The sequence below is a fragment of the Actinomyces mediterranea genome (assembly GCF_900155595.1).
Lineage (GTDB): Bacteria > Actinomycetota > Actinomycetes > Actinomycetales > Actinomycetaceae > Pauljensenia > Pauljensenia mediterranea.
The window spans coordinates 550,389-564,464 of the sequence record NZ_FTPB01000004.1; the positions used below are offsets into that span (position 1 = coordinate 550,389).

Consider the following 14,076-nt stretch of genomic DNA (forward strand, 5'->3'; position numbering starts at 1 on the left):
ATTCGTTATCGCTAACGAAAAGTGTGAGTCGCTCTGCTCCGCTGTGCAGCGGCTCACTCGAGCGTCCTATCCTCTGCGGCGTCCAATTCGGCGCTGATGCACTCCCACTGGGCGTCGAGCCACTCATCGGATACTCGTGCCCCGCGAAAGTCGACTGTTCCCCCTCCACCCCTCAACGCCACTCCCTCGTCCTGCCAATGGGCAACTGCCGTCTCTCCCAGGCGCACGGGGAGACGACCGGCGGCACTGACGACCCGCCACCACGGAACCGTCGCGCCCCATTCGGCCATGATCCGTCCGACGATCCTCGGGCCGATCCCAGCGATGCGGCCGATCTGCCCGTAGGTGCTCACACTCCCCGGCGGCACGGACTCCACGAGTCGGAGCACGGCCTCCACCCGGCAGTCGTCCATTGGCGCCCACTCCCCTCTCTTCTCTGTACGCAGGGGCCCTGCACTCGACCAGTGCAGGGCCCCTGTCCCGACGTTCACACAGTGAACGCCGGGCGGATGATCAATCGCGGAACGTCATACCGAAGTCGATCGATCCGAGAGCATCGAGGAAGTCCTCGGACACGATACCGTCCTGGAAGTCCATCTCCGTGTAGTTGGAGTTGGCCAGCGCATCCGCGGTGGGCTCGACGCGCACTCGGTTGTAGCGGGACAAGCCGGTTCCGGCGGGGATGAGCTTACCGAGGATGACGTTCTCCTTCAGGCCGACCAGAGCATCGGACTTTCCGTTCATCGCTGCCTCAGTGAGAACCTTCGTCGTCTCCTGGAAGGAGGCGGCGCTCAACCACGAGTCCGTCGCCAAGGACGCCTTCGTGATGCCCATGAGCATCTGGCGGCCCGACGCGGGTTGTCCGCCCTCGGCGGCGACCCGACGGTTCTGCGCAAGGTACGCCATCCGGTCGACGAGCTCGCCCGGCATGAAAGACGTGTCGCCCGGCTCGAGGATGGTGACGCGGCGCATCATCTGGCGCACGATGACCTCGATGTGCTTGGAGTGGATGCCCACGCCCTGATCACGGTACACCTTCTGGACCTCGTCGACGAGCTGCTTCTGGGCGACGGATCGACCCATGATGCGCACGACCTCCTTCGGGTCGAGCTGTCCCTCGGTGAGCGGTGTGCCCGCCTCGATATGCTCGCCCTCGGCGACCAACGGCTTCTGGCGACGCGACACCTCGATGACGTCGTCCTCCTTCGCGTCATCACGGGTAATGACGATGCGACGCACCGCAGGATCCTCGTCGTCAATGTGGACGCGTCCTGCGGCCTCGCTCATCTTCGCCTCGGCCTTCGGAGTGCGGGCCTCGAAGAGCTCCTGAACGCGGGGAAGACCCTGCGTGATATCCGCAGCCGAGGCCGCACCGCCCGTATGGAAAGTACGCATCGTCAACTGGGTTCCGGGCTCGCCGATCGACTGAGCGGCGATGATGCCGACGGCTTCGCCGATGTCGACCTGCTTGCCGGTGGCCAAGGAGCGCCCGTAGCACGCGGCGCAGGTGCCGACCTGCGACTCACAGGTGAGCACCGAACGGCACACGATCTCTACGACGCCCGCCCGTGCAAGTGCCGCAAGCTCGTCATCGCCCAGATCCGTCCCCGCGGGGAAGACAACCTCACCGTCCTCGCCCACCGCATCGCGGGCGAGGTTACGCGCGTAGGCGGTCGTGTCAACCGTCTCCAACGCCTCCCACTCGCCTGCGTCGTTCTTCTGCGCGATCGCGATCTTGACGCCCTGGCGGGTGCCGCAATCTGCCTCGCGCACGATGACATCCTGGGAGACGTCAACGAGGCGACGAGTGAGGTAACCGGACTCGGCAGTTCGCAGCGCCGTATCGGCAAGACCCTTGCGGGCGCCGTGGGTCGCGATGAAGTACTCGAGAACGGTCAGGCCCTCACGGTAGTTCGCCTTGATCGGGCGCTCGATGAGCTTCTGCCTTGGGTCGGACACCAAACCGCGCATGCCCGCGATCTGCTGCACCTGGCTCCAGTTACCTCGCGCCCCGGAGGAGACCATGCGGTACACGGTGTTGCGCTCGTCGAAGTTCGAGCGCATATCGTTCGCGACCTCTTCGGTGCACTGCAGCCACAGTTTGACGAGTTCCTCGTAACGGGTCTCCTCGAGGATGATGCCCGTTTCGAACTGCTCCTGGATCGCAGCGGCCTGCGCCTCATAGCGGGCCAGGATCTCCTCCTTGCGTGGGGAGGCCTGGATGTCGGAGAAGGCGATCGTGATACCGGACCAAGTCGACCAGTGGAAGCCCGCGGACTTGAGCGCATCGAGGCACTCGGCGACGAGGACGTTCGGGTAGTGCTGGGTAAGGGCATTGACGATGTCGCCCAGCTGTTTCTTGCCGACGACCTCGTTGACGAAGGGGTAGTCGACCGGGAGCAGTTCGTTGAACAGCGCGCGGCCGAGCGACGTCACCAGGGTCACGTCATCGCCGGGCTCCCATCCCTCCGGCGCCCGCCAGTCGGAGGGCGGCACGATGCCCTCAAAGCGAATGAGAGCCGCCTCATTGAGGTCGAGATCGCCATTATCGAAGGCCATGCGCGCCTCGGCGGCACTCGAGAAGGACGGGATGATCGGGTTACCGCCCGTATCCGTGGTGACCTCCACGGACGGATCCGGATCGGAGGTCAGGTGGAACAGGCCGATGATCATGTCTTGCGACGGCATCGCCACGGGGCGCCCGTCGGAAGGCTTGAGGATGTTGTTCGTCGAGAGCATGAGAATGCGGGCCTCGGCTTGCGCCTCGGCGCCCAGCGGCAGGTGGACCGCCATCTGGTCGCCGTCGAAGTCGGCGTTGAAGGCGCCGCACGCCAGGGGGTGCAACTGGATGGCCTTGCCCTCGATGAGCTGGGGCTCGAACGCCTGGATGCCCAGACGGTGCAGCGTGGGCGCGCGGTTGAGCAGCACCGGGTGCTCGCGGATGACGTCGTCGAGGACGTCCCACACCTCGGGCCGCTGGCGCTCGACCTTGCGCTTAGCCGATTTGACGTTCTGCGCGTAGTTCTTCTCGACGAGGCGCTTCATGACGAAGGGCTTGAACAGCTCGAGCGCCATCTGCTTGGGCAGGCCGCACTGGTGGAGCTTGAGCTGGGGGCCGACGACGATGACACTTCGACCCGAGTAGTCGACGCGCTTGCCGAGCAAGTTCTGACGGAACCGGCCCTGCTTGCCCTTGAGCATATCCGATATGGACTTAAGGGGACGGTTGCCGGGACCCGCCACGGGGCGCCCACGGCGGCCATTGTCGAAGAGGGCGTCAACGGACTCCTGAAGCATGCGCTTCTCGTTGTTCACGATGATCTCGGGGGCCCCGAGTTCGAGGAGACGCTTGAGTCGCGTATTGCGGTTGATGACGCGACGGTACAGGTCGTTGAGGTCCGAGGTCGCGAAGCGGCCGCCGTCGAGCTGAACCATCGGGCGAAGATCCGGCGGGATGACGGGAATCTTTGTGAGCACCATCGACGCCGGGGAGTTGCCTGTGACGACGAAGGCGTTGATGACCTTGAGGCGTTTGATGGCGCGGGCCTTGCGGGGCCCGGAATCGGAGGCGATGGTCTGGCGCAGGGCCTCCACCTCGGCAGCGAGATCAAAGGTCTCGAGGCGCTTCTGAATGGCGGCCGCGCCCATATCGCCTTTGAAGTAGGTGCCGTAGCGGGCGACCATCGAACGGTAGAGGCGCTCATCGCCCTCAAGGTCACCGACCTTGAGATTCTTGAAACGCTCCCAGACGGCTTCGAGGCCGTCGATGTCGCCGTCGAAGCGCCTGCGGATCTTCGCCATTTCCTTCTCGGCGTTCTTGCGCACCTTCTCGCGCTCGGCGGCGGAAGCGCCTTCAGCTTCGAGGGCGGCGAGGTCTGCCTCGGTCTTCTCGGCGAACTCGTTGGTGGCCGAATCGCGGTGATTCTCCATCTGCTTCTTCTGAACCTCGAGTTCGGAGCGCAGATCGACGAGATCCTCGTCGCGCCCCTTCTCATCGACCTCGGTGATCATGTATGCGGCGAAATAGATGACCTTTTCGAGGTCCTTCGGCGCAAGATTCAGCACGTAGCCCAGGCGCGAGGGAACGCCCTTGAAATACCAGATGTGGGTGACGGGGGCGGCGAGGTCGATGTGACCCATTCGCTCGCGGCGCACCTTGGACCGAGTGACCTCGACACCGCACTTCTCACAAATGATGCCCTTGTAGCGCACGCGCTTGTACTTGCCGCACGCGCACTCCCAGTCGCGCGTGGGACCGAAGATCTGCTCACCGAACAGGCCGTCGCGTTCGGGCTTGAGCGTGCGGTAGTTGATGGTCTCCGGCTTCTTCACCTCACCGTGGGACCACGATGCGATGTCATCGCTCGTGGCCAGGGTGATCTTCAGGCTGTCGAACGTTTTGGCGTCCAGCAAAGTCATTACTCCCTATCAGATCGCATCGATGGTCGCCGCGGCGTTCGGACGGGCATCAAGGGTGATGCCGAGATCCTCGCGCGCATTGAAGTCCTCGTCCTGGTCGCGCAGGTCGATGGCATTGCCGGCTGCGTCGAGGGCTTCGACGTTGAGACACAGCGAGCGCATCTCCTGAATGAGAACGCGGAAGGACTCGGGGATACCGGGCTCGGGAATGTCCTCGCCCTTGACGATCGCCTCATACACTTTGACGCGGCCGGTCGTGTCGTCCGACTTAATGGTCAAGAGCTCCTGGAGGGCGTAGGCGGCGCCATAGGCCTCCAGCGCCCACACCTCCATCTCTCCGAAGCGCTGGCCGCCGAACTGGGCCTTACCGCCCAACGGCTGCTGCGTGATCATCGAGTACGGACCCGTCGAACGGGCGTGGATCTTGTCGTCGACAAGGTGGTGGAGCTTCAGCATGTACGTGTAGCCGACCGCAATCGGGTACGGGAATGGCTCGCCGGAGCGCCCGTCGAAGAGTCGAGCCTTGCCCTGCTCGTTCGTGAGGCGCTCGCCGTCGCGGTTCGGGTTGACATTGCGCAACAGTCCCGCGAGCTCGTCGGCCTCGAGGCCGTCGAAGACGGGTGTGGCGACGAGCGAATCGGGCGCCGCAGTGATGCCATCGGCGGGCAGGTGGCGCGTCCATTCTTCACCGGACTCGACGGCCTTCGAAGCATCCCAGCCCTGGTGAGCGAGCCAGCCGAGGTGGTATTCGAGCACTTGGCCGACGTTCATACGACCGGGGACGCCCAGCGGATTGAGGATGATGTCGACCGGGGTCCCATCCTCGAGGAACGGCATGTCCTCGACGGGCAGGATCTTCGAGACGACGCCCTTGTTCCCATGACGGCCAGCCATCTTGTCACCGATGGTGATCTTGCGGCGCTGCGCGACGTAGACGCGTACGGTCTGGCGTACTCCCGGATTGAGGTCGTCCTCCTCATCGTTGAACTCGCGAACGCCGATGACGATTCCCTCCTCGCCGTGGGGAACGCGCAGCGACGTGTCGCGGACCTCGCGGGCCTTCTCGCCGAAAATGGCGCGCAGGAGGCGCTCTTCGGAAGTCAACTCGGTCTCGCCCTTCGGGGTGACCTTGCCGACCAGGATGTCGCCCGCGGTCACTTCGGCGCCGATGCGGATGATGCCGCGCTCGTCGAGATCTGCGAGGGAGTCCTCGGAGACATTCGGGATGTCGCGGGTGATCTCTTCCTCGCCGAGCTTCGTCTCGCGGGCGTCGACCTCGTACTCCTCGATGTGAATCGAGGTGAGAACGTCCTCCTCGACGACGCGGCGCGACAAGATGATCGCATCCTCGTAGTTGAGGCCCTCCCACGACATATAGGCGACGAGGAGATTCTTGCCGAGCGCCACTTCGCCGTTGTCGGTGGCGGGGCCGTCGGCGAGGACCATTCCGGCCTCGACGCGGTCGCCCTCGTTGACGAGCACACGCTGGTTCGTGCAGTTGCCCTGATTCGATCGCTCGAACTTCTCCAGGCGGTAGGTGTCGCGCCCGCCCTCGTCGGTGGAGACCACAATGAGGTCGGCGGATATCTCGGTCACGACGCCGGAGTTCGCGGCGAGGATCATCTCGCCGGAGTCCTCGGCCGCGCGACGCTCCATGCCGGTGCCGACCAGCGGCGCCTCCGTGGTGAGCAGCGGAACGGCCTGGCGCTGCATGTTCGCGCCCATGAGTGCTCGGTTCGCGTCATCGTGTTCGAGGAAGGGGATGAATGCGGCCGCGACGGAGACCATCTGGCGAGCGGACACGTCCATGTAGTCGACGCGATCGCGGGCGATCAGCGTCGGATCCTCGCCAGCGACACGGCACAAGACGTGTTCCTCTTCGAAGATGCCGTCATCGGTGAGCGGGGACGAGGCCTGCGCGATGTAGTGCGAGAACTCGTCGTCCGCGGTGAGATACTCGACCTCGTCGGTCACCGTGCCGTCGCGCACCACGCGGTACGGCGTCTCGATGAAACCGAAGGGGTTGATGCGGGCGAAGGTCGCCAGCGAGCCGATGAGGCCAATGTTCGGGCCTTCAGGGGACTCGATCGGACACATGCGGCCGTAGTGCGACGGGTGCACGTCACGGACCTCCATGCCGGCGCGGTCACGCGACAAGCCTCCCGGGCCCAGCGCCGACAGGCGGCGCTTGTGGGTCAAACCCGCCAGCGGATTGTTCTGATCCATGAACTGGGAAAGCTGGGAAGTCCCGAAGAACTCCTTGATCGCGGCGACGACCGGACGGATATTGATGAGCGACTGAGGAGTGATCGAATCGGCCTCCTGCGTCGTCATGCGCTCGCGCACCGTGCGCTCCATGCGGGCCAAGCCCGTGCGGACCTGAGCCTGAATGAGTTCGCCGACGGCGCGGATGCGGCGGTTGCCGAAGTGATCGATGTCGTCGGCCTCGACGCGGACCTCGACCGACTCGCCCGCGCGCAGGCCTGAGAAGGTTGTGTCTCCCTTGTGCAAGGCGAGGAGGTACTTGACGGTCGCGATGATGTCCTCAAGGGTGAGGACTGATTCCTTCGGATCGGCATCAACGGCGAGCTTCTTGTTGATCTTGTAGCGGCCGACCTTCGCTAGGTCGTAACGCTTCGAATCGAAGTAGAAGTTGTTGAGGAGGGCCTGCGCGGAGTCGACGTTCGCGGGCTCGCCGGGGCGGAGCTTGCGGTAGATGTCGAGCAGGGCCTCTTCCTGGGTCTTCACCGTGTCTTTCTCGAGGGTTTCGAGCAGGACCGGATAGTCGGCGAAGGTATCGCGGATCTCCGACTCGGTCATGCCGATCGCCTTGAGGAAGTGGGTGACCGGCTGTTTGCGCTTGCGGTCGATGCGCACGCCCACGGAGTCGCGCTTGTCGATCTCGAATTCGAGCCATGCGCCGCGGCCGGGGATGATCTTCGCGCCGAAGGTCTCACGGTCGGAGGAACGATCGGAAGTGCGCTCGAAGTAGACGCCCGGGGAACGGACGAGCTGGGAGACGACAACGCGTTCGGTGCCATTGATGATGAAGGTGCCGCGGGGGGTCATCAGGGGGAAGTCCCCCATGAATACCGTCTGGCCCTTGATCTCGCCGGTCTCATAGTTCATGAACTCGGCGGTCACGTACATCGGAGCGGAGTACGTGTAGTCCTTGGTCTTCGCCTCTTCGATGGAATACTTCGGACGTTCCAAACGGTGATCCCGGAACGAGAGGGACATGGTCTGGCCGATGTCTTCGATCGGTGAGAGCTCTGCGAAGATCTCTTCAAGTCCGGATACGTCGGGGACGTCGGTACGCCCCTGCGCCTTCGCGGCGTCGACGCGTGCCTTCCACGCGTCATTGCCCAGCAGCCAATCGAAGCTCTCCACCTGAAGGCCGAGAAGGCTCGGCGCCTGGAGGGGTTCGCGGAGTTTGGCGAATGAGATACGGTTCCTGGACTGGTTGGCAGTGCTACTGGCAGCCAAAGGGGATCCTTCCCTGCATTTTCGGTGCGCGCGCACGCCTTCGACCCATTATCTGACACCGCCCTTCCCGCTCAGCGCCTGATACAGCGGGTGGGTACGGCTCACCTCGGGCACAATAAGGCGCAAAAAATCATCGTAGGCAAATACACCAGCCCTCTCAACACTGTCAGTCATATGTGTTGAGTTTCACGCCGAGTCGTGATAATACCATCTGGCGCCCCAAGTCGGGCTTGAACCGACACCCGACGGATTCGAAGCCGCATGCGACTTCCTCGCCTTGTCTTTCCAGTTTTCAACTTTTTACCTATTTGCCAGCATTGCCACGTATGCCAGCGGTGCCAGCATTGCCAGCAACGGACGCTGGTTCCCGCCGTTTTCACGTAGACGGAAACGTTGAGGACCATGAGTACTCAACGTCATCATGTTCCGATCGAGATCGAGGCGATCCATGAGTTCGGCCGTCGCGGGATTCGACTCATCTCGCTGACTGAGCCTTTTCTTAATGTTGATGCGACCACGCCGATGGGTGAGGCGATCATTGGGATTATGGCTGTGCTGGCCCAGCTTCGGGTTTCCACGATTCGGGAGAATACGCGCAGGGGTCTGGTGCGCGCTCGAGCGCAGGGGCGGGTTGTGCTGGGGTCGGCCCGTGAGTGGGCATCGGGGGCGGGGTGGAGCGTGTTGGAAGCCTGGAGTGTGGGATTACTCGTAGGACTTCACGCATTCCAGGGGACATGTCACCGCGCTGATCATCAATATTGTCGGCCCATGCGACGAAGCGACGTTGGATCTCTCTTAGTTGTGTGGCATCGATTCCGTAGTCGGCAACTTCGCGTACTGTCAGGCGCCTTGCGCAGCGTAGGCATTGAGTGAAGTATTCGCGGTCGTAGCCCTTGTCGCGTTGTTGGAGGAGTTCGATGAGCTGAGTGTCGGTGAATATGCCCGTGGAACGGATTGCGTCGACGTCGAGATAGTCGCGCGAGTATCCCCGTGAGTAGAGGGCTGCGAGTTTGTTGCCGACAGCGTCCTCGAGGTCGAGAACGGGTCCGATCTCGAGGTGCGCGGGGGCGTGGGCTCGCCAATCGATGCCTAAGTCGACTTGAAGATCCGTTCCAGCGGGGGTTGTGACGGCAAGTTCGCTAAACGTTGGGTTTTGACGCCGGATCATCACGTGGTAGCCACGGTTGCTAAGGTGATCGACGAGGGTTGAGACAGCGCGGGGAAACCTGTCGATCGCTTCGGCGACGGTGAACAGGTCAACGTCTTGGGTGCCGCGAGTAATGAGTCCATGCTCGCGGATGGCTCCCGAGCCAGCTAGGGCGAAGTGAGCGTCTCCGATCGCATCAAGGGCGTGGGCGATGAGGAGGCGTTGTTCGCTGTACGGATTCGTCCCCATTCGTTCTTTCCTCGTAACGATTCGAATGCGTGTTCCCAGGCAGCGATGATCATGACGTCAAGGTGCAGGTATGGCCACAGTTTGGTGAGCAGGGAGTGGTTGAGGAACTCCCGCTGGTCTTGCACAGTTCCCTCTGCGATAACGCATTGATAGACGATGAGTGCATCCCCATATTCTGCGAGGTTGAAGATGCGGTCACCTGGCGTCCAGCACAAATGGATAGGTAAGTGGATTGTTCCTGTCGTTGGCCCCTGGAGTTCGTCGAGGGATGTGGGGAGGCAGAAGGGTTTTGTCCCACGATACGTGATGCGTCCGCTCATGGGTGTGCCCCTTCCTTCTCGTGGTCTCTTGGTGTGTTCAGTGTAGCGTGATGGGGTAGCGGCTGGCGGCAGCCGGTGGTCATCGGCCCGTACTTGAGTGTGGGCGCGGTCACCGGGCGGTTCTTCGAGGAATCTCCGACAACCCACTGAAAGGACATCTTCACGATGGCCACCCCTCATATTGTCGACCCTGCTGCTGTGCTGAGCCAGGCTTTGGGGCAGGCCTCCGTGGATCTGATGCGCTCGTTGCTGCAGACGGTGATCAACGCCCTCCTGTCGGCCGAGTGTTGCACCCCGCATCGGACTTCCTCGAAACCAGGTCCAGTTCGAAACCGGACGCTCGCGCATATTCAGCAAGGTCCGAGATTAGGAAAAACCGGCGTGCTCCCGCCCCGTACTGAATGGATGGAATCTCCCCCAGTTTCGCGAGACGCATCAACCGGGCGTACGTCATCCTCCAACCGCCTCTACGACCGCGCAAAGTGGAGCGCCGAAGAACTGGCCGTCCTCGCAGCACGCTCCGGCGTCTCCATTGACGACCTCATGCCCACCCCAGACGGGAACGGGGGATGGGTCCCAGCCCCATTCAAGCCAGGTTGGCATGCGCCTGCCCTGTCCGCCGTGCGGGTGGGGGCGTTGGTGCCCCAAGTCGGGCTTGAACCGACGACCGACGGATTATGAGTCCGCTGCTCTGACCGACTGAGCTATTGGGGCCCTCATAGGGTAACGGGTTCACGGCGCCTTTTCATCTTCGACTCTTGGGACGAGCCGGTCGCTCCCGCCGGGAACGATTAGGAGGTGTGCAGGGGCCGCCGCCCCGAATGGGGGCGGCGGCCCCTGCGGTCCGCTAGGACACGAGTGTCATCCGGCTCCGATGCCCCGCATCAGCGACGGCATCGAAGCGGAAGGGATCACTTCGCGATGGCGGTCACACGACCTGAACCGACCGTGCGGCCACCCTCACGGATGGCGAAACCGAGACCCGGCTCCATGGCGATGGGCTGGATCAGTTCAACGGTGATCTCAGTGGTATCGCCGGGCATGACCATGTCGGTGCCCTCGGGGAGGGTGATGACGCCGGTCACGTCCGTGGTACGGAAGTAGAACTGGGGACGGTAGTTGGAGAAGAACGGGTTGTGGCGACCGCCCTCTTCCTTCTTGAGGATGTACACCTGGCCGGTGAAGTTGGTGTGCGGGGTGATCGAGCCGGGGATGGCGACGACCTGGCCGCGCTCAACCTCGTCACGCTTAGTGCCGCGCAGGAGCAGGCCGCAGTTCTCGCCCGCCCACGCCTCGTCCATCGACTTGTGGAACATCTCGATGCCGGTGACCGTGGTCTTCTGCGGCTCGCGGATGCCGAGGATCTCGACCTCGGAGTTGATCGGCAGCTTGCCGCGCTCGACACGACCGGTGACAACGGTGCCACGACCGGTGATGGTGAAGACGTCCTCGATCGGCATGAGGAACGGCTTGTCCATGTCGCGCTCGGGGGTCGGAATGAAGGTGTCGACCGCCTCCATGAGCTCCTCGATCTTGGCAATCCACTGAGGATCGCCCTCGAGGGCCTTGAGAGCGGACACCTGGATGATCGGGGCGTCACGATCGAAGTCCTGAGACTCCAGAAGATCGCGACACTCCTCCTCAACCAGTTCCATCATTTCCTCGTCGTCAACCATGTCAGCCTTGTTGAGGGCGACGAGGATGGTGGGGACGCCGACCTGACGGGCGAGCAGGACGTGCTCGCGGGTCTGGGCCATCGGGCCGTCGGTGGCGGCGACAACGAGGATCGCGCCATCCATCTGAGCGGCACCGGTAATCATATTCTTGACGTAGTCGGCGTGGCCGGGGGCGTCAACGTGCGCGTAGTGACGCGCCTCGGTCTGGTACTCAACGTGGGAAACGTTGATGGTGATGCCGCGCTCGCGCTCCTCGGGAGCGTTGTCGACCTGGTCGAACGGGGTGAAATCGTTCAGTTCGGGGTACTTGTCGTGCAGAACCTTGGTGATCGCTGCGGTGAGCGTGGTCTTGCCGTGGTCAACGTGACCAATGGTGCCGATGTTGACGTGCGGCTTGCTGCGCTCGAACTTGGCCTTCGCCACTTGTGTCCTCCTGGACTCGGGTAGTGTTTTTCAGCCTAGGGCTAGGTGTCACTCTAACACCCAGAGGGCATGAAACCTACAGGGTTTTCTATTGGTGTGAGGTCGCTCGCTCACCGCCGCCCCGCCCCGGGGGCCGCCCTCGTCAGCCGGATCAGCCGGCGAACGGGGACGACACCTTCGAGTGCGGAGAGAAGTGGGCTAACGGACCCCGTGGGACTCACGCGCCCCGAGATTTGCCGATGATCTCTTCCGCGACATTGCGCGGGACCTCGGCGTAGCTGTCGAACTCCATCGAGTACACCGCGCGCCCCTGCGTCTTGGAACGCAGATCGCCGACATATCCGAACATCTCCGACAGCGGAACCTGCGCCTTGACGACGCGAACGCCGTGCTGCTCGTCCATGGACGAGATCGCACCGCGGCGGGAGTTGAGGTCGCCGATGACGTCGCCCATGTACTCCTCCGGAGTACGGACCTCGACGGCCATGATCGGTTCGAGGATCACCGGATTGGCCTTCTTCGCGGCCTCCTTCAGTGCCATGGACCCAGCGATCTTGAACGCCATTTCAGAGGAGTCGACCTCGTGGTACGCACCGTCGAGGAGCGTCGCCTTGATGCCGACCATCGGGTATCCGGCGAGAATACCGGAGCCCATGGCATCCTGGATGCCCGCGCTGACCGAGGGGATGTACTCGCGCGGGACGCGGCCGCCGGTGACCTTGTCCTCGAACTCGTATTCTTCCTCGGCATCTGCGGGGAGCGGCTCGAGAGCGATGATGACACGCGCGAACTGACCGGAGCCGCCGGTCTGCTTCTTGTGCGTGTACTCATACTTCTCAACCGTCTTGCGGATCGTCTCGCGGTAGGCGACCATCGGGGCGCCGACGTTGGCCTCGACCTTGAACTCGCGACGCATGCGGTCGACGATGATGTCGAGGTGGAGTTCGCCCATGCCACCGATAATGGTCTGCCCGGTCTCCGGGTCGAGTTCAACCGTGAAGGTCGGGTCCTCTTCTGCGAGCTTCTGGATCGCCACACCCATCTTCTCCTGGTCGGCCTTCGACTTCGGCTCAACGGCGACCTGGATAACGGGCTTGGGGAAGGTCATCGACTCGAGGACGATCGGCTTGTCGATCGCGCAGAGCGTATCGCCGGTCGTGGTGTCCTTGAGGCCGATGACGGCGTAGATGTGCCCGGCGTGTGCCTGATCGACCGGGTTCTCCTTGTTGGAGTGCATCTGGAAGATCTTGCCGACGCGCTCCTTCTTACCCTTAGTCGCATTGAGGACCTGGGAGCCCGCTTCAACCTTGCCGGAGTAGACGCGCACGAAGGTGAGCTTGCCGTAGAACGGGTGAGCCGCAACCTTGAATGCGAGAGCTGAGAAGGGCTCCTTCTCGTCGGGAAGGCGCGACTCAGTCTTCTCCTCGTCGTCCGAATTCGGCTTGAAGCCCTTGACCGACTCGATGTCGAGGGGGGAGGGCAGGAAGTCGACGACCGCGTCGAGCACGGGCTGGACGCCCATGTTGCGCAGAGCGGTGCCGCAGTAAACCGGGAACGCCTTGCCGGCTACCGTGAGGGCGCGGATGCCCTCCTTGATCTGCTCGATGGTCAGTTCACCGTTCTCGAGGTAGGCCTCGGTGAGCTCGTCGGAACCCTCGGCGGCCGCTTCCATCATGGCCTCGCGGTACTCTTCGGCGCGCTTTTGCAGATCCTCGGGAATCGGGCCGCGAACGATGACGGATCCGAAGGTGGGATCGCCCTTGTCGTCCTTAGCCGGGTAGCGCAGCGACTCCATGGTGAGCAGGTCGATCTGCCCCTCGAAGTCGTTTTCAGCGCCGATGGGCAGCTGCATGACGATCGGGGTCGCGTGGAGGCGGTCCTTGATGGTGGAGACGGAAAAGTAGAAGTCGGCGCCCATCTTGTCCATCTTGTTGATGAAGCAGATGCGGGGGACCTCGTACTTGTCGGCTTGGCGCCACACGGTCTCGGACTGGGGCTCAACGCCCTCCTTGCCGTCGAAGACTGCGACGGCGCCGTCGAGCACGCGCAGGGAGCGCTCGACCTCGACCGTGAAGTCCACGTGGCCGGGGGTGTCGATGATATTGATCTGGTTGTCATTCCAGAAGGAGGTGACAGCAGCGGACGTGATCGTAATGCCGCGCTCCTTCTCCTGTTCCATCCAGTCGGTGGTGGAGGCGCCGTCGTGCGTCTCACCGAGCTTGTAGTTGATACCCGTGTAGAACAGGATGCGTTCCGTCACGGTGGTCTTGCCGGCATCGATGTGAGCCATGATGCCGATGTTGCGAACCTTATTGAGGTCCGTAAGCACCTCTAGTGCCACGAGTGCGATTCCTTC

The 14,076-nt window shown here is 62.9% G+C and carries 6 protein-coding genes, 1 tRNA gene and 1 pseudogene; 1 reads left to right on the top strand and 7 read right to left on the bottom strand.

All coding sequences use genetic code 11. The features are described from left to right. Window positions 1-53: 53 nt before the first annotated feature. The 3 genes from BQ7471_RS06525 to rpoB form a co-directional block, all read right to left on the bottom strand. Window positions 54-413, bottom strand: a complete 360-nt coding sequence (locus BQ7471_RS06525) for an MGMT family protein (protein WP_076465083.1) — start codon at window positions 411-413, stop codon at window positions 54-56. Window positions 414-513: 100 nt separating this feature from the next. Continuing rightward, a complete protein-coding gene (locus BQ7471_RS06530) occupies window positions 514-4,413 on the bottom strand; it encodes a DNA-directed RNA polymerase subunit beta' (RefSeq protein ID WP_076466221.1) in 3,900 nt (1,299 codons plus the stop codon). Between the two features lie 15 nt (window positions 4,414-4,428). Next, the gene (rpoB, locus tag BQ7471_RS06535) at window positions 4,429-7,905 is read right to left on the bottom strand and encodes a DNA-directed RNA polymerase subunit beta (protein ID WP_076465085.1); all 3,477 of its coding nucleotides are present in this window, start codon (window positions 7,903-7,905) and stop codon (window positions 4,429-4,431) included. A gap of 402 nt (window positions 7,906-8,307) precedes the next feature. On the opposite strand from rpoB, the gene BQ7471_RS11665 reads away from it, so the two are divergent. Further along, on the top strand, window positions 8,308-8,778 hold the full coding sequence (locus BQ7471_RS11665) for a recombinase family protein (protein WP_083663394.1): 471 nt from the start codon (window positions 8,308-8,310) through the stop codon (window positions 8,776-8,778). On the opposite strand, the pseudogene BQ7471_RS11670 reads toward BQ7471_RS11665, so the two are convergent. The 4 genes and pseudogenes from BQ7471_RS11670 to fusA form a co-directional block, all read right to left on the bottom strand. After that, window positions 8,708-9,301: pseudogene (locus BQ7471_RS11670) on the bottom strand (nucleotidyl transferase AbiEii/AbiGii toxin family protein); the annotation flags it as partial. The gene BQ7471_RS11665 and the pseudogene BQ7471_RS11670 overlap by 71 nt on opposite strands. A gap of 957 nt (window positions 9,302-10,258) precedes the next feature. After that, window positions 10,259-10,335, bottom strand: a tRNA-Ile gene (locus BQ7471_RS06565). 197 nt (window positions 10,336-10,532) lie between these two features. Beyond that, window positions 10,533-11,720, bottom strand: a complete 1,188-nt coding sequence (gene tuf, locus BQ7471_RS06570) for an elongation factor Tu (RefSeq protein ID WP_076465092.1) — start codon at window positions 11,718-11,720, stop codon at window positions 10,533-10,535. A gap of 217 nt (window positions 11,721-11,937) precedes the next feature. Continuing rightward, a complete protein-coding gene (gene fusA / locus BQ7471_RS06575) occupies window positions 11,938-14,061 on the bottom strand; it encodes an elongation factor G (RefSeq protein WP_076465093.1) in 2,124 nt (707 codons plus the stop codon). Between the last annotated feature and the right edge of the window lie 15 nt (window positions 14,062-14,076).

Coding starts and splice junctions, on each gene's coding strand:
- BQ7471_RS06525 (WP_076465083.1), bottom strand. CDS start 413: ATGGACGACTGCCGGGTGGAGGCCGTGCTCCGACTCGTGGAGTCCGTG.
- BQ7471_RS11665 (WP_083663394.1), top strand. CDS start 8,308: ATGAGTACTCAACGTCATCATGTTCCGATCGAGATCGAGGCGATCCAT.